Annotated in this window: 15 protein-coding genes; 5 read left to right on the top strand and 10 right to left on the bottom strand. The window is 29.8% G+C overall.

Annotated features, from left to right (window positions below):
• Positions 1-60 precede the first annotated feature (60 nt).
• Positions 61-702, top strand: a complete 642-nt coding sequence (locus Q0820_RS07100) for a protein-L-isoaspartate(D-aspartate) O-methyltransferase (RefSeq protein WP_298486432.1) — start codon at positions 61-63, stop codon at positions 700-702.
• On the opposite strand, the gene smpB is transcribed toward Q0820_RS07100, so the two are convergent.
• The gene (gene smpB / locus Q0820_RS07095; RefSeq protein ID WP_298486430.1) at positions 699-1,160 is read right to left on the bottom strand and encodes an SsrA-binding protein SmpB; all 462 of its coding nucleotides are present in this window, start codon (positions 1,158-1,160) and stop codon (positions 699-701) included. The genes Q0820_RS07100 and smpB overlap by 4 nt on opposite strands.
• Before the next feature lie 172 nt (positions 1,161-1,332).
• Here smpB and Q0820_RS07090 point away from each other — a divergent pair, with 172 nt between their 5' ends.
• The gene (locus Q0820_RS07090) at positions 1,333-2,007 is read left to right on the top strand and encodes a DUF6503 family protein (RefSeq protein WP_298486428.1); all 675 of its coding nucleotides are present in this window, start codon (positions 1,333-1,335) and stop codon (positions 2,005-2,007) included.
• Here Q0820_RS07090 and Q0820_RS07085 read toward each other — a convergent pair.
• Positions 2,004-2,549: a phosphoglycerate mutase family protein gene (locus Q0820_RS07085; RefSeq protein ID WP_298486426.1), complete on the bottom strand. Its 546-nt coding sequence runs from the start codon at positions 2,547-2,549 to the stop codon at positions 2,004-2,006. The two genes, Q0820_RS07090 and Q0820_RS07085, sit on opposite strands and share 4 nt — an antisense overlap.
• Before the next feature lie 82 nt (positions 2,550-2,631).
• On the opposite strand from Q0820_RS07085, the gene Q0820_RS07080 reads away from it, so the two are divergent.
• Positions 2,632-4,314 (top strand): PorP/SprF family type IX secretion system membrane protein, encoded by a 1,683-nt coding sequence (locus Q0820_RS07080; RefSeq protein WP_298486424.1) that lies wholly within the window; start codon positions 2,632-2,634, stop codon positions 4,312-4,314.
• A gap of 40 nt (positions 4,315-4,354) precedes the next feature.
• Here the strand turns inward: Q0820_RS07080 and Q0820_RS07075 are convergent, their stop codons facing one another.
• Positions 4,355-4,951, bottom strand: coding sequence for a TetR/AcrR family transcriptional regulator (locus tag Q0820_RS07075; RefSeq protein WP_298486423.1), 597 nt, complete (start codon positions 4,949-4,951; stop codon positions 4,355-4,357).
• Positions 4,952-5,070: 119 nt separating this feature from the next.
• Positions 5,071-7,671 carry an ATP-dependent chaperone ClpB gene (clpB, locus tag Q0820_RS07070; RefSeq protein ID WP_298486421.1) on the bottom strand — a complete coding sequence of 867 codons (2,601 nt, stop codon included), beginning with the start codon at positions 7,669-7,671 and terminating at the stop codon, positions 5,071-5,073.
• 163 nt (positions 7,672-7,834) lie between these two features.
• Here clpB and ytxJ point away from each other — a divergent pair, with 163 nt between their 5' ends.
• Together ytxJ and glyA are read left to right on the top strand one after the other, a co-directional pair.
• Positions 7,835-8,230 carry a bacillithiol system redox-active protein YtxJ gene (gene ytxJ, locus Q0820_RS07065; RefSeq protein WP_298486419.1) on the top strand — a complete coding sequence of 132 codons (396 nt, stop codon included), beginning with the start codon at positions 7,835-7,837 and terminating at the stop codon, positions 8,228-8,230.
• 121 nt (positions 8,231-8,351) lie between these two features.
• Positions 8,352-9,626, top strand: coding sequence for a serine hydroxymethyltransferase (gene glyA, locus Q0820_RS07060; protein WP_298486715.1), 1,275 nt, complete (start codon positions 8,352-8,354; stop codon positions 9,624-9,626).
• Between the two features lie 78 nt (positions 9,627-9,704).
• On the opposite strand, the gene Q0820_RS07055 is transcribed toward glyA, so the two are convergent.
• The 6 genes from Q0820_RS07055 to Q0820_RS07030 all read right to left on the bottom strand — a co-directional run bounded on the left by Q0820_RS07055 (position 9,705) and on the right by Q0820_RS07030 (position 16,189).
• On the bottom strand, positions 9,705-10,358 hold the full coding sequence (locus tag Q0820_RS07055) for a hypothetical protein (RefSeq protein WP_298486418.1): 654 nt from the start codon (positions 10,356-10,358) through the stop codon (positions 9,705-9,707).
• A gap of 143 nt (positions 10,359-10,501) precedes the next feature.
• Positions 10,502-11,173, bottom strand: a complete 672-nt coding sequence (locus tag Q0820_RS07050) for a histidine kinase (protein WP_298486417.1) — start codon at positions 11,171-11,173, stop codon at positions 10,502-10,504.
• Between the two features lie 36 nt (positions 11,174-11,209).
• Positions 11,210-13,303: an ATP-binding protein gene (locus Q0820_RS07045; RefSeq protein WP_298486415.1), complete on the bottom strand. Its 2,094-nt coding sequence runs from the start codon at positions 13,301-13,303 to the stop codon at positions 11,210-11,212.
• Between the two features lie 63 nt (positions 13,304-13,366).
• Positions 13,367-13,519: a hypothetical protein gene (locus Q0820_RS07040; protein ID WP_298486413.1), complete on the bottom strand. Its 153-nt coding sequence runs from the start codon at positions 13,517-13,519 to the stop codon at positions 13,367-13,369.
• Positions 13,520-13,804: 285 nt separating this feature from the next.
• Positions 13,805-14,539 carry a LytTR family DNA-binding domain-containing protein gene (locus tag Q0820_RS07035; RefSeq protein ID WP_298486411.1) on the bottom strand — a complete coding sequence of 245 codons (735 nt, stop codon included), beginning with the start codon at positions 14,537-14,539 and terminating at the stop codon, positions 13,805-13,807.
• Between the two features lie 150 nt (positions 14,540-14,689).
• Complete coding sequence (locus Q0820_RS07030) at positions 14,690-16,189, bottom strand: hypothetical protein (RefSeq protein ID WP_298486409.1); 1,500 nt, start codon at positions 16,187-16,189, stop codon at positions 14,690-14,692.
• Positions 16,190-16,194 lie beyond the last annotated feature (5 nt).

Here is a 16,194-nt window from a genome sequence, read left to right as displayed (position 1 = left end):
CATTTCGTTTTTAATCTTCTAATTAACTTTCCTAACTTTGAGAACCAAAACCAACCCCGATTGAAAGATACATTAAAACATAGCGGAATGCGTAACAAATTAGCAGAAGTGCTAATTGAAAAAGGTATAGAGGATAAGAATGTTTTAAATGCTATTAGGAAAATTCCAAGGCATTTGTTTATGGATAGTAGCTTTGAAGGGCATGCGTACCAGGACAAGGCTTTTCCAATTGCAGCAAATCAAACTATTTCACAACCGTATACTGTGGCTTTTCAGACTGAGCTATTACAAGTATCTGCAAATAAAAAAATATTAGAAATTGGAACGGGTAGTGGATACCAAACGGCAGTTTTATTGGCTTTACATACTAAAGTTTATTCTATAGAAAGGCAATTAGAGCTTTTTAAAAAAACATCTATCTTTTTTAAGAAAATGGGATATAGACCAAAAAAAATGATTTTTGGCGATGGTTATAAAGGTATGCCAGAAGAAGCCCCTTTTGATGGTATTATTGTTACTGCTGGTGCTCCAGAAGTGCCAAAACCCTTACTGGCACAATTAAAAATAGGAGGTAGGTTAGTTATTCCTGTTGGTGTTAATGATCAAATAATGACATTATTTGTTAGAAAATCTGAGAAAGAGTTTCAAAAAACCGAGTATGGTTCTTTTCGTTTTGTGCCTCTATTAGAAAATAAAAATTAAGAGTTGAAGCTTTTTTTAACTCTTGCTAAATCTCTTTTGTTATCACGATCTTTTATGGTTTCTCTTTTGTCGTAAAGCTTTTTACCTTTAGCTAAAGCAATATTCATTTTAGCAAAACCTTTGTCATTTATAAAAAGGTTAAGAGGCACTATGGTTAGTCCTGAAGTTTTTACTTCTCGGTCTAATTTTTTTAACTCTCTCTTGTTTAATAATAATTTGCGAGCAGCCTTTGGTAGGTGATTATAATGAGATCCATGAGAGTATTCATCAACTTGCATGTTAATAACAAAGAGCTCTCCTTTGTCATTAAACTCACAAAAACTTTCTGTAATAGATGCTCTTCCGTATCTAATAGATTTAATTTCTGTACCAGATAAAACAATACCGGCAGTGTATTTATCTAATAACTCGTACTCAAAACGAGCTTTTTTGTTTTTAATATTGATGTTAGTTTGCATAATAAAACAAAAGTAAGCACAATATTATTATAAGTCTTTTTATATAGATTAAAAATATTAGTATTAATGTAATTAAGAGTATTATTTTCGAACAAATTTTAAAATTGTTTATGAGAAAAGTGCTTGTTTTTTTAAGTGTTATGCTTTTGTTTTCTTGTAATGAAAAAGAAAAATGCCTACAGCACAAGCTGTAATTGATAAAAGTATTGAAGTTAGCGGTACAAATTTTTTTACAAACCAAGAAGTTTCTTTTACTTTTAGAGATAAGGAGTATACTTCTATACCAATGGAGCAAGGTTTTAAATTACAAAGAAAATTTATAAAAGACTCCGTGGAGATAAAAGAGATAAAGCATAAGAATACTTTAAGCCATTTTGAGAATAATGTTTTAGTGAAGCTTTCAGATTCATTAATATCTTTACACGCTAATTCTATAAACTCTGTTCACTATTTTTCTAGGTTACCTTATGGTTTAAACGATTCTGCCGTTCAAAAGAAAATGTTAGGAATAGTTTTTTTTAATAATGAAGAATATTATAAGATACAAATAACCTTTAGCAAAGAAGGTGGTGGCGATGATTTTGATGACGTTTATATCTACTGGTTTAACGTCCAAACCTATTTACCAGATTTTTTGGCTTATTCCTTTACAGTAAACGGAGGCGGTAATCGTTTTAGAATAGCTTATAATGAAAGGTATGTAAACGGAATACGATTTGTTGATTATAAAAATTATAAAACCATAGATAATAAGTATCCTATTCAAGATATTGATAAGCTGTACAATACAAAAGAATTAGAGTTTTTATCTAAAATAGAGTTAAAGGATATTAAAGTTCCTAATTAATCTGGGCAATTACAGTTTATATGTAAACGTTGTGAAGTTGCAACCCCATTAGTTATTTGAACAATAAAAAGACTGCCATTGTCATAGTCTTCCATGATACTATATTTATCTTCTTCTAATAGTTGATTAGCAAATTCTGGAGTAGTATCACTATGACCAACAATTAAAATATTCTGATTTACATGGTCCTTTTTAAATTGATTTACATTTATATCTTCAAAATTATAATATTTTACATCTATATTTTTTTTAACAGATGTTGGTGCAGCAGTCATAGAGCTTCTTAAAAAATCTGTAGAATAAATAGCATCTAGTTCTACATCGTCAAAAATTTCTGCCCAATGCATTGCTCTTCCTAATCCTTTTTGAATAAGTTCGGGATCTACATTATCTGGGTTGCTCCTGTCTTTTTCTGCATGTCTAATAAAATAGTAGGTAGATACTTCTTTAGTAATATTTGTATCTTCTAATTTAGTGTTGTCTTTACAAGAGAAAAAACTAACAACAAATAATATAACTAGTAGGCTTTTAATTGCTTTCATAATTGAATAGTCTGTAACTTAGATAATAACTAAAAATAGGGGGAAATAGTATTTAGAAGCAGTTTTTTTTGTTTTTTTGCATATGCTAAAAAATAAAATACTTTATATAGTTTTTTTAATGTTCTTGGTGTCTAATGGGCAAAATGTTACTTTGCCTTCAGATATTAGACAACATAATATTACAAATATTAATGGTAGTTTATTAAATCCTGTAAGTTCATTACTAGGGCGAACAACTCAATCAATAGGCCTTTGGACACGTTGGCAATGGCAAAGTATAGACGCAGACCCAACATCTATATTTTTAAATTATAATAGAAATTTAACAGATGTTTCCTCTTTAGGGGTTGGGTATTTACAAAATAATACAGGAGTTTTTATTAATACCGGAGGAGTAATTAATTATGCACATTCTATAGATTTAGGGTCGGGTATAATCTTGGGAGTTGGTCTTAATGTTATTGGCTACCAACAAGAATTAGCAGATACTCGTTTTCAAACAAATCAACAAGTTCAATTACCACATTTTATTAGAAATAGTAGTGCAAGTGCATTTATATTACAAGTGGCACCTGGGGTAAACTTACAAATAGATCGTTTTAGTCTTGGTTTTGTCGCAGAGAATTTATTTGATTATAATTTTAAAACTAAAGAAAGGTCTTCTTTTTCTTCTGATCGTGTTTATTATGTCTCAGGAGCTTACGAGTTTCCTTTATCCTTATTTAATGAAAATGCTTATTTACAGCCCAACATTTACTATAAATCTGTGCCCAACCAAGATTCTCAGTTTGGCATTACTACAATTTTAAATTCCTCTAAGTTTTGGTCCCAAATAGGGTATAATAATTTTTATGGTATATCTGCAGGAGTAGGAGGGCATTTTTTTAAAAAGTTTTCTGTTGGCGCATTAGTAGAGTTTGCAACTAGTAATAATTTAAATGATGTGGATCCAACTTTTGAGATTGTTACCGCGTATAATTTTGGTAAAGAATTAAAAAAACAAACCCCAAAGGATATTGAAAAAGAAAAGCAAGAAAAAGAACTTAGAGAAAAGGAGAAGTTAAAAGAAAAATTATCTAAAACTGAAGCTCTTGCAGTAAAAGAAGAAACTAAGAAAAAAGAAAAAGAAGCTAAGGAAAAAGCTAAAATTAAGAAAGATTCATTACTCCAAGTTAAAGATACTAGGCTAGCTATTTCAACAAAAGATAATCGTAAACGCAAAAAAGATTCTATTAGGAACAATAAACGTAAATTAAAACTTGAGAAAGATGCTAAGAAAAAAGAAACAAGATTAGCAGCAATTAGGGTTCAAGAAAAGAAGGTTGCAGATTCTATTGAAAATATACGTTTGGAAGAAGCTTTAGCGTATTCTAGAAAGTTAAGGGAAGAAAAGGCTAAAGATTCTATCAATGCTATTAAATTAGCTCTTGAAGAAGAAAAAAGAATAAACAATATAACTAAAACAGAAATAGTTACAGTACAAGCTGGTGAGAAATATGAGGAAGTAGTTAAAGAAGGTAATTTAGAGCCAGGATATTATTTAATAGCAAATGTATTTGGTACTAAAAAGTACTATGAAGCTTTTATGAGTGATATGAAGAAAGCTGGTTTTAACCCAGGCTCTTTTTATAGAAGTAAAAACAAGTATAATTATGTATATTTAATTCGCTATAATACAATTAAAGAGGCTAGAGAAGGAAGAGATAGTGGTATAAATGGACGGTATGAAAAAAAACTCTGGATATTTAGGGTAAAAGGAGAATAATAAAATAAATGTGGTATAATACTTTTAAAGAGGTTAGAAATTATTTTTTAATCTCTTTTTTAATTAATACTTCTAAATAAGCTACGGTATTTAATAAATATTTGCGGTCATTTGTAATAGTAGACATTGCTACAGCTCCTTGTATCATAGTGTACATTTGCTTTGCAAATTGTAATGGAGTTACTGGTAAGTGAATTTCATTATTGTTTACACCATTTTCTAGAATTAGAGCTATTTTGCCTTCAATGTCTTTAATTGTTTCTCTAGATGCCGCAGCCAATAATTTATTATTATGTTGTGCATCTACACCTGTATTAAGAATAGGGCAACCACCTAAAGGGAGCGTAAAGATGTCATATTTACGGTAAAACTTTATAAGGTTAAATAATTTGTCTAAAGATTTTCCTTCTATAGCAAGCTGTTCATCTATAGCATTTAATAGTATATTACGGCTATATTCAAAGGCAGATAAAGCTAGGGCTTCTTTGTTTTCAAAATTCCCATATAAAGCACCCTTGGTTAAACCAGTAGCTTCTGTTAGATCGCTCATGCTGGTTCCAATATAACCATGTTTGTTAAAAACAGGAGCTACAGTTTCTATAATAAAAGCGGTTGTTTTTTTTGCTTTTCCAGACATTAATGGGGTGTTATTTTTTACGAATATAAAAAAACTATATACTGTATGGTATAAATATCAATAAAAAAAATCGATATAGCTATAATTATATATAGCTATATCGATAAAATATATAAAATTTATGAAGCTAGTTCGTTTTGATTTCTAAAAACTAAAGTATCATTAAAAGAATCTATTAATACTATACTTTCCGCTTTAATACTTCCTTTTAAAAGTTCTTTAGATAAATTATTTAGAACTTCTTTTTGTATTACTCTTTTTATTGGTCTAGCACCATACTGCGGTTCATAACCTTTATTTGCTAAGTACGTAATAGCTTCTTGTGTGGCATCTATAGCAATATTTTGCTTATGGAGCATTTTTTTAAGTTGTTCTACCTGTAATTCTACTATTTTTTTAATATTCTCTTTGCTTAAAGGGGTAAACATAATAATGTCATCTATTCTATTTAAAAATTCGGGTCTAATAGTTTTGCGTAATAAACCTAAAACTTCTACTCTAGCAGATTCTGTTGCACTATAAGCGTCTTTACTATTTTCAAACTTTTCTTGAATAATATGGCTTCCCATATTACTTGTCATAATTATAATAGCGTTTTTAAAATCTGCAACCCTACCTTTATTATCTGTTAATCTACCTTCATCCAAGACTTGCAATAAAATATTGAATGTATCTGGATGTGCTTTTTCTATTTCATCTAATAGTATTACGGAGTAGGGGCGTCTTCGTACAGCTTCTGTTAATTGTCCGCCTTCATCATAACCAACATATCCTGGAGGCGCACCTACTAATCTACTTACAGAATGACGTTCTTGATATTCACTCATATCAATTCTTGTCATAGCGTTTTCGTCATCAAATAAATAAGAAGCTAATGTCTTTGCAAGTTCTGTTTTACCAACTCCTGTGGTTCCTAGAAATAAGAAAGAACCTATTGGCTTTTTTGTGTCTTGTAAGCCAGCTCTACTTCTTCTAATGGCATCAGAAACAGCAACTATTGCTTCTTCTTGCCCTACAACGCGTTTGTGTAAAACATCTTCTAATTGCAATAGTTTTTCTCTTTCGCTTTGCAGCATTTTTGTAACAGGTATTCCGGTCCATTTTGCAACTACATCTGCAATGTCTTCATTAGTAACTTCTTCTTTTATAAGTGTTCCTGCATTTTGTTGCTGTTCAAGTTCTACCTGTAGTTTTTCTAGATTTTCTTGCGCGTCTTTTATCTTACCATACCGCAGTTCAGCAACTTTACCATAATCTCCATTTCTTTCTGCTCTTTCTGCTTCTAGCTTGTAATTTTCAATATCCTGTTTTGTTTTTTGGATATTGTCTACTACTGTTTTTTCACTTTCCCATTTTGCAAAAATTTCAATTCGCTCTTCTTTAAGGTTTGCTAATTCTATATTCAAAGATTTTACTTTAGCAGTATCGTTTTCACGTTTTATGGCTTCAATTTCAATCTCTAACTGCATTATTTTTCTGTCTAAAACGTCTAACTCTTCTGGTTTAGAATTAATTTCCATTCTTAATTTAGAAGCCGCTTCATCCATTAAATCTATAGCCTTATCTGGTAAAAAACGATTTGTAATGTAACGTTGCGATAGTTCTACTGCAGCTATTACGGCTTCATCTTTTATTCTTACTTTATGATGCGCTTCATATTTTTCTTTAATACCTCTAAGAATAGAAATTGCGCTCTCAGTATCTGGTTCATCTACGATTACTTTTTGAAAACGACGTTCTAGGGCTTTATCTTTTTCAAAATATTTTTGATATTCATCTAAAGTTGTTGCTCCAATTGCTCTTAACTCTCCTCTTGCTAATGCTGGTTTAAGAATGTTTGCAGCATCCATTGCACCTTGACCCCCACCAGCACCAACTAAGGTGTGTATTTCATCAATAAATAATACAATATCCCCGTCAGATTCTGTTACTTCCTTAATTACAGATTTTAATCTTTCTTCAAATTCCCCTTTGTATTTTGCACCAGCTATAAGCGCGCCCATATCTAAAGAATAAATAATTTTTTCTTTTAAATTTTCTGGAACATCACCTAGTACAATTCTATGCGCAAGACCTTCTGCGATAGCAGTTTTACCAACACCAGGTTCCCCAACTAACATTGGGTTGTTTTTGGTTCTTCTAGATAATATTTGAAGGATTCTACGAATTTCTTCATCACGACCTATAACGGGGTCTAAATTACCATTGTCTGCTAATTTGTTTAGATTTTTAGCATATTTATCTAGGGAATTATACGTTTCTTCTGCACTTTGAGAAGTTACATTTCCTCCTTTTCGTAACTGATCTATAGCAGCTTCTAAATCTTTTAGAGTAACGCCTTGGTCTTTTAATATCTGTGCTATTTTGCTTTTAGATTTAAAAATGGCAAGTAATAAATGTTCCAAAGAAACATAATCGTCATTCATTTTCTTGGCAAGAACACTTGCTTCAGTCAATGTTTTACTAGTTTCTCTAGATGCCATTGTATCTCCCCCAGACACTTTAGGGAAACTCTCTAGCTCTTTGTCTAATATTTGTTTTAATAAATTATTATTTACATTTAATTTTTTCAAAAGAAACGGAAGTACATTTTCATCTACTTCAGATATTCCTTTATATAAATGTTCATTTTCTATTTGTTGATGCCCCAAAGATTGTGCAAGTATTTGTGCTTGCTGTACAGCTTCTTGGGATTTTATAGTAAAATTATTAAAGTTCATAGCTCTTATAATTTAATGTTATTTCTTAATTTTGATATATAGAAGTCAACAATCTTACCAAGAAGTAAGTATAGACAAAATGTCTGTAATTGCCTATTAATACAAGACATAACGGCAGTTTGTAAGAAAATAATAGTTGTGCGACTTATTAAATAAAGTAATTATGGGAATATTAAATAGCCTATTTGGAGGTAGTGGTAATGAAGAGAAAAAAGAAAAAAAAGTAATTCCTTGGATATCTTTAACTAATGTTGCGCAATTAAATAATATAGAAGAACAATCTAAAAGTAAATTACAGATTATTTTTAAGCATTCTACTACTTGTGGTATTAGTAGAATGGTTATGAATATGTTTCAAGAAACGTATGATTTAAATGAACAACAGGCAGATTTATATTATTTAGATTTACATAGTTATAGACCTGTTTCTAACGAGGTGGCCGTAAAATTTCAGTTAATACATCAATCTCCTCAAGTACTATTAATTAAAAATGGAGTAGTAGAGGCTAGTTCTTCTCATGGCGGAATTAACGATTTGGTGTTAAAAGAATATTTATAATTATTTAAACCATAATATTTGTTAATTTTTTTTAATAAAATCTATTCCAAAAATGAATTTATAGTATTAAAAATGATTCCCAATTTGTATTTTTGCATTTCATTTAATGCAAACATATAATATGCAACGCGACAACCTGATTTTTGATTTAATTGAAGAAGAAAGAGAACGCCAGATTAATGGTGTAGAATTAATTGCCTCTGAGAATTTTACTAGCCCACAAGTAATGGAAGCGGCAGGCTCTGTATTAACCAATAAATATGCAGAAGGCTACCCAGGAAAAAGATATTATGGTGGTTGTGAAGTTGTTGATAAAGTAGAGCAATTAGCAATAGATAGAGCAAAAGAATTATTTGGTGCTGTATATGCTAATGTGCAACCACATTCAGGTTCACAAGCAAACGCTTCTGTATACCATGCATGTTTAAAACCAGGAGATACAATACTAGGTTTTGATTTATCTCATGGAGGGCACTTAACACACGGTTCTCCAGTAAATTTTTCTGGTCGTTTATATAACCCTGTATTTTATGGTGTAGATAAAGAAACAGGAAGATTAGATTATGATGTAATTCAAGAAATTGCAACTAAAGAAAAACCAAAAATGATAATTGCAGGAGCATCTGCATATTCTAGAGATATAGACTTTAAAAAATTTAGAGAAATTGCAGATAGTGTTGGAGCGTTATTGTTAGCAGATATTTCTCATCCTGCAGGTTTAATTGCAAAAGGAATTTTAAATGACCCAATTCCTCATTGTCATATAGTTACTACAACAACCCATAAAACTTTAAGAGGACCAAGAGGTGGACTTATATTAATGGGAGAAGATTTTGATAACCCATTTGGAATAACTCTTAAGAATGGAAAATTAAGAAAAATGTCTGCATTATTAGATTTAGCTGTTTTCCCAGGGAATCAAGGTGGGCCATTAGAACATATTATAGCTGCAAAAGCAATTGCTTTTGGAGAAGCTTTATCTGACGAGTATTTACATTATATGGTGCAAGTAAAGAAAAATGCAGAGGCAATGGCTAAAGCATTTGTAGCTAAGGGGTATGATATTATTTCTGGTGGAACAGATAATCATATGATGCTAATAGATTTAAGAAACAAGAATATTTCTGGAAAAGATGCTGAGAAAGCTCTTGTACTAGCAGATATTACGGCAAACAAAAATATGGTTCCTTTTGATGATAAATCTCCATTTGTTACTTCTGGTGTGCGTTTTGGTACAGCAGCAATAACAACAAGAGGATTAAAAGAAGCAGATATGAATGTAATTGTAGATTTTATTGATGCAGTAATTTCTAGTCCAGAAGATGCAGAAGTACTTGCTGCGGTAAAATTAAAAGTAAATGCTTTAATGAAAGGAAGAGATTTATTTAATGCATAGTTAAATAAATATATTTGTTTAAATTAAAAAATCCCATTATTCTATATAATGGGATTTTTTGTTGAACTAAATTAAAAACTAATATTCTACCAAACAAAGATGCAGCTCTTCTGGTAAATATGAATTTTCTTTAACGTCATATATTACAGCCTCTTCTTCTGACTCAAAATATATACCCCAGTATTCATTGTAGCTTTTTGCACCACATTCTTCAGGGATAAACATTTCCATATCAAAATCATTTTCTTCTAGAACTGGAATATATATTTCGTATGGCTTTTTAGTAAAACCATTCGTAATGTAAATATATTGACTAGCTATTTCTTTAAGGATGTTATTTAATTCTTTAGATATATTTAGGTTGTTCGTTTCATTAATGATGATTGATGTATCTTTTAAAAAAAGGGAGAACTCACTTATAGCTATATTACAATTATTTTCATTCTGTAAGGTTTCAATAGCTTTGCACAAAGGATTTATATCTCTATTATTTTTAAAATCTCCCCAAGTACCTAGGTTTGCATGATTTAATATTTCAATTAAAGATAGGTTGCAATCTAATTGTATTGAAATAGAAAAGCTATCCTCTATATAACCAAAATTTTGTACTGTTACTTCTGCAAAAAAATCTTTTTCTATTTTTTTTATAAAAGAAAATATAGATATAGTTTGAAGGGTGTGGGGGAACCTCCAAGCATCACTTTTTCTTGAGTTGTCTTTGTATGTTGACATATGATTGCTTGTAATTTATTTATGCTACAAACAAATATATATGTAAGTCTTAGTTTTAGAACATAGGAAAACCTCATATAAAATGAGGTTTTTGCTTTATTTTATTATTTAAATGTTAAATTTTGGAAATTTGTAGTTCAGATTTAAATAAATCCTCTTTTTCTAGCTTCTTCAATTAAAGCTAAATCATTTCCGCTATCTATTCCAAAAAGTGTTTTTAATTGTCTTTTTCTAGACTCCACTGTAGTTATTGCGGCAGAAATTAAGGGAGCAATATCTTTGGTTCTAACACCAATAGATAGGTTAAACAATATTTTTTTATCTACTTCATCAATAACTATATCATTTGCCATTTTTCTTCTTACGGCAGCTAATGCTCCCGCGGTATAATAAGGGGGGTTTGCAACAACGGTTTCTACCATTGCTATTAATGACTTTTCATCAATTTCAGATTTCACCATGTATCCGTCAGGATCCACTGTTTTGAATACACTATTAATTTTGTAGCTATCGCTAAAAGAAGACATGAAAACAACTTTAGAATCTGGAGAAACTTGGCGTGCAAGTTTTCCTAAATCTTCTCCACTGCGTTCGTCATGTAAATGCGTTGGAAAAAGTTGTATATCAAGTAAAATAATATCATAATGGATAGATGATCTCCCAGAAGTTTCAATTTTAGATTTACCAAGTTCAAATCCTCTGGCAACATCTACTTTTACTTCAAAATCTTCAAATTCTGTACCTTCTAAAATATACTTATATCCAAGAGGTGTCATTTCATGATCATCAATAGCTAAAATTCTAATTGTTTCCATTATATGCGTAGTTGTTTTTTGTATTGGGGGACCCAGCTATGCAGGTACTTCTTGTTCTTCGTATTTTTTAATGCTAGAGATAGGTATGTTAAAAAAGAAAGAAGTTCCTTTTCCTAGCTTTGAATCCACAGTAAAATGCCCATTAAGCTTTTCTATTCTAGATTTTATATTTCGCAAACCAATTCCCTTCTTTTCTTTATTAAACTCATATCCTTTTCCGTTGTCTCCTACAGTTACTTCAAAATTATATTTATGAATATCAAAATTTACATAAACTTTTTGGCATTCAGCATGCTTTATAGAGTTATGTATACATTCCTGAATCATTCTATAAACATTAATCTTTATATCTCCTGATAACGTATCCCAATCAAATGTATTGTTGAAATTAAATTCTTGTTCAATTTTTGCATTTTTGGCAAGAGTAGTTAATAGTTCTTTGATTGAATTAATAAAGTTAGGAATTTTTTGGTAAGCAGCGTGGTTAAGTTCGTGGGAAATTGCACGGACTTCTCCCTCTACATTTTTTAAAGCAGCTATTGCTTTTACTTTTTCTTCTATAGCATCAGGGTCTACTTTTTTGTTTAGCCCAGTAAGTACCATTCTTGCTCCAAGCATTTTGCCTAAGACACCATCATGTAATTCTTCTGATATTCTTTTTTGTTCTTCTCTTTTTGCTTCATCAACTTTTTGTTTTTGAGCAAGCATTAAGTTAAACACTTCTTGGTTGTTTGCTTGCTGTTGTTGTGTAAATTTTAGTTTTTGATTTTTATTGCGCTGCGAGACAATTACATAAATTGCTAATAATAGTAATATAAGGCCAGCAGTAATACCTGCCCATAATTGTTTTTGCTTTTGTAGTAATTCATTTTGAGCAATAAACTCATCTGTTTCAAACCTAATACGTGCAAATTTATTTCTAATTTTACGATCTTCTATTTCTAAACTATCTTTTAATTGTATGTTTTGTAACAAGTAATCAGCAGCTTTTTTGGGTTCTACTTTTGCAGCAAGTATTAAGGCTTCTAGTAAACGATCATTATTAGAACTTAATTTAGATAAATTTATAGAAGAAAGTACTTGCTCTTTTGCTTTAATAGTATCTTTTGTTTTTAAATAGTATTTTCCTAAATAAAAATGCGTTGCAGCTAAACCTTTAGTGTTTTCTTCTTTTTTTCTGAGAATTAAAACCTCTAAATAATTTTTTTCTACATTCTCTAGCTTATTTAATTCAAAATTGGCATTTGTTAGATTATTTAAAGCAGTGGCATACAATATTGGATTATCTTGTATTAAATTTGGTGTTTTTAAAACTTGCTCAAAATAAGGAATAGCTTTTTTATAATTTTTAGAAGATATATTAGTAACTCCAAGATTATTAATAATACTAAAATTTTTAACAACACCATTATTTATTTTTTTCTCATATTCAATGGCTTCTTTGTAATATGAAATGGCTTTGTCGTATTCTTCAATATTATTTGAAAGTATTCCTAGTGTTGTATAGCATCTAGATAGGTATTTGTAATCTTCTAATGGTTTAAATATCTCAATAGCTTTTATACAATTAATTTCTGCACCGGTATTGTCTTTAATAGATTCTTGAATCTTAGCCATGGACAGTAACATTCTAGCAGCTAGTTTATTCTTTTTTTGAAGTAAAAATGTTTTATGTGCTTTTTGGTAATAAAAAAAAGAACTATCCATGATGGTTTCTCTATCAAAAAAACTTGCTAAATCCCAATAAGAATTTGCTAAAGTAGTAGTGTCATTAATCCTTCTGGAAAGGTCTATGGTTTCTTTATTTATTTTTCTGAACTTTAGAGAGTCGTTTAGAGAATAGTATCTGTACGAAATTGAGGATAAGTTTTTAACTTTTATAGAATCTGTTTCTGTTTTTTTATTTGCGAGATATGCCTTTTCTAAAAAAGAGAATCGTTCTTGAATAGTGTTATTTTTGTTTTTTGCGCTAGCAATCCAATTAGAGATACTATCATTACTTGGGTATAAAGAAGAAGTTTTGCTGCTATTTAATTGCTGGTCGGAGCAACAAAATAAACCTAAACTTATGCTAATTATAAAGAGTTTAATTAAAAAAATACTTTTTTGGGGATGTTTAATAACCTTCATTAAAATAAAGGTATAAAAAAAGCCTTAAACTAAAAATTTAAGACTTTTTTTATTTAAAGATTACTATCCATCTCTTTCATCTCTATCTTGATGATGATCATCACTCGCGATTGCATTTGAAATATCTGAGAATTCTGGAGCTATTGTGCTAACTGCTGTTGCAAACATACCTAATGTAAATAATGCTACGGCTAAAATACTTGCTACTTTTTTCATTTTCTAAATTGTTTAAGGTTATACTTAATTTCTTAAGCTAATCTAGAAAATAGTAGAGGTGAAAAATTTAGAATAAATAGAATACTAGTAAACGTCTTAGTTCTGTGAGTATTTGGGCTAGTTTTAAGAGTATTTAAATAATTAAAATAATAGGAGGATTTTTTTTTAAAAAAAGAACAAGAGTTGGGTGCTTTAAAAAAGCATGCAAGTATATAAAGTAAAAACAATTTATTGCATATAATATTGCAATTTTTTTACTTTTAGTTAGTTTTTTATAAAATTTTCTTAATTAAGAGAAGAGGATATTGTATTTCTAGAAAGAATTTTTTTAAGCGCATCTACATTTAATTTGTACGATTTAGAGAAGGGTAGTGGAGCTTTAGTACGCTTTAATGCACAAATAGATTTTCCGTAATTTATTCTAGACACATAATTTGTGTTTACTATATAACTTTGATGAATGCGTACAAAATTTGGTGGTAGTTGGTTTTCAAATGTTTTTAATGTTTTGTAGGCATTATTTATAGTGCCATCATTCATATGAAAATCGGTCGCATTATTGTCTGCTTTTAAATACAATATATTGTCCGTATCTATATACTGAAAATCACGATAAGATTTTAAACATATAGTTTGCGGAGTATTCTTTTTTGGAAGTCTCTTTTTTAATTTAAGAAGAGATTTTAAAATTTCATACTCACTATAAGGTTGTAGCCAATAATCGTAAAAATTATTTTTTATTGCATCGTAAGCATGTTCTTTAGTTTTTGAAATTCCTATAAAAATTGGAAGTTTGTCTAAATATTGATGCAATTCTGTAATCATATTAAAATAAGACTCCGCTAGTTCATTTAAATTAATAATGACTACATCTGGAGAGAATTTTAAAATACTTTTTAAGCCTTCTTCTTTATTTTTTGAAATTGTTGTGCAAGAGAAATCACCATAGTCTTCCATGTAATGCTGTAGTTGCAAATTGGAAGTTGCATCAGAATCTAATATGGCATATTTATATTGCAAAATCTTTTGGGTTTGTATGCAAATTAAGGATTGATACTAACAAACTAACTTAGTAAAACCTTATAAAAAAAAAGGTTCTTTGCCTAAATTAAGAAAATTCTATAAAAATGAAAGAAAAAACTTACAAAAATTATTTTTGAATCCTATGTTTTATTCAAAATATTCAAAAGCGCCAAGGTCAGGAGAAGAAGAGCGGTTTGTATTTTGAATATCTACTGGAGCATTTAAAGCACTTTCTAAATCTCCTATGTTAATGGCAAAAGAAGATTTATTTATATCGAAAATATTATTAAATGCATCATCAAAAGAGCTGTCTTTATTTAGGAATACAGTATTATAATGGTTTGTGTTACTAAAGTTATATATAGAGTTTGCAGTATTGTCATTTATATCTGATGTTATCATACAGTGGTTAAATAAAAAATTAAAACTACTAGCATTATTTTTTTCTAATACTAATTCATTTCTTTTATTACCATCTATAATACAGTTATTAAAAACAGCACTTAATTCTGTAGTATTATCTATTTTGAGAGCAGAGCCTTCTCTAAAACCATTTAGCCAATAATTTGCTATTGTTGCATGTGTAAAGGAATAATTGCCTCCTAAATTACAATATAAGCCTATTTTTCCTGCACCACCTATGACCAAGTTTTTAGAAGTTACTTTGGCTTCTTTTAGCCATAAATTAATGCTAGAACTATTAAATATCTGGGAATTATTAATTTCTAAGTTACTATTAGGGTTGGTTATTTCTCCATTAAAGAGCACGCCTGTGGTTGCATTTTTAATGGTCGTGTAGTTTATTTTATTGTTAATACTACCTTGGTTAAGTATTATAGATCCCCATTGTCCGGATATATTTGCTAGTTCAGGCTCTAATCTATCTCCTTCAAAAATAACTTCTCCTTCTTTAATTTCTTTATCCTCGCTAAGAATGCCATTTATTTGTATTGAGGCATTTTTTTGAACAACCAAACCAGAGTTTTTATGAAAATGTATTCTACTACCGGCATCTATAATTAGTTGTTTTCCTTCTGGGACAGATGCATAACCATATATTATATAAGGAATAGTGTTAGTAAAATGTAATTGCTCATCAGTAAGAGTTGCTCCGTCAACAAAAATATTTTTCTCATTAGCATCTTTTCCTATATAAACTTGTTCTTTTACATTATTTTCTAAAATGGTTGGAGATATGAATACAGCGTCTTTAATTAAGGTAACTAGCGGTATTTCTTGAAGGTCTTTTCCAGAATCAAACTGTAAAACATCTATGTATAGCCAATTAGTCTGTTGTGTTTTAGAAATATCTTGGGTAATTTCTATGAAAATGTAAAGACTGTCTTGGGCAAATAAGGGTATATTTTTAAAAGCTTTTCCTTCTTGTCCGTCTACATTTAATCTATAAGCGCTATTGTTTCCTTCTTTTAACTGTATGGAAGGTATGTTTACATCATCTCTTGTGGTATTGTATACTTTTAAAGCGTACGTACTACTGCTTATGTTTGTAAATACTGTATCTAAGTAAACAGTGTCTTTAGAAAATGCTAGGTTACCAGAACTTGGCCCATAATCAAAATCTTTTCGGCAGGATGTGCCAAAAATAATTACTAGGATTAGTATTATAAGAGAAGTATATACTCGCATATTAA

It is taken from the genome of uncultured Maribacter sp., assembly GCF_947495965.1.
In the GTDB taxonomy this organism is placed as follows: domain Bacteria; phylum Bacteroidota; class Bacteroidia; order Flavobacteriales; family Flavobacteriaceae; genus Maribacter_B.
The sequence above is the reverse complement of the archived record's forward strand: the minus strand, read 5'-3'. Positions and strand labels throughout refer to the sequence as shown.

Excerpts from the sequence above, each read along its gene's own strand:
- smpB (WP_298486430.1), bottom strand. The coding sequence starts at position 1,160 with ATGCAAACTAACATCAATATTAAAAACAAAAAAGCTCGTTTTGAGTAC.
- Q0820_RS07090 (WP_298486428.1), top strand. The coding sequence starts at position 1,333 with ATGCCTACAGCACAAGCTGTAATTGATAAAAGTATTGAAGTTAGCGGT.
- Q0820_RS07085 (WP_298486426.1), bottom strand. The coding sequence starts at position 2,549 with ATGAAAGCAATTAAAAGCCTACTAGTTATATTATTTGTTGTTAGTTTT.
- Q0820_RS07080 (WP_298486424.1), top strand. The coding sequence starts at position 2,632 with ATGCTAAAAAATAAAATACTTTATATAGTTTTTTTAATGTTCTTGGTG.
- Q0820_RS07075 (WP_298486423.1), bottom strand. The coding sequence starts at position 4,951 with ATGTCTGGAAAAGCAAAAAAAACAACCGCTTTTATTATAGAAACTGTA.
- clpB (WP_298486421.1), bottom strand. The coding sequence starts at position 7,671 with ATGAACTTTAATAATTTTACTATAAAATCCCAAGAAGCTGTACAGCAA.
- ytxJ (WP_298486419.1), top strand. The coding sequence starts at position 7,835 with ATGGGAATATTAAATAGCCTATTTGGAGGTAGTGGTAATGAAGAGAAA.
- glyA (WP_298486715.1), top strand. The coding sequence starts at position 8,352 with ATGCAACGCGACAACCTGATTTTTGATTTAATTGAAGAAGAAAGAGAA.
- Q0820_RS07055 (WP_298486418.1), bottom strand. The coding sequence starts at position 10,358 with ATGTCAACATACAAAGACAACTCAAGAAAAAGTGATGCTTGGAGGTTC.
- Q0820_RS07050 (WP_298486417.1), bottom strand. The coding sequence starts at position 11,173 with ATGGAAACAATTAGAATTTTAGCTATTGATGATCATGAAATGACACCT.
- Q0820_RS07045 (WP_298486415.1), bottom strand. The coding sequence starts at position 13,303 with ATGAAGGTTATTAAACATCCCCAAAAAAGTATTTTTTTAATTAAACTC.
- Q0820_RS07040 (WP_298486413.1), bottom strand. The coding sequence starts at position 13,519 with ATGAAAAAAGTAGCAAGTATTTTAGCCGTAGCATTATTTACATTAGGT.
- Q0820_RS07030 (WP_298486409.1), bottom strand. The coding sequence starts at position 16,189 with ATGCGAGTATATACTTCTCTTATAATACTAATCCTAGTAATTATTTTT.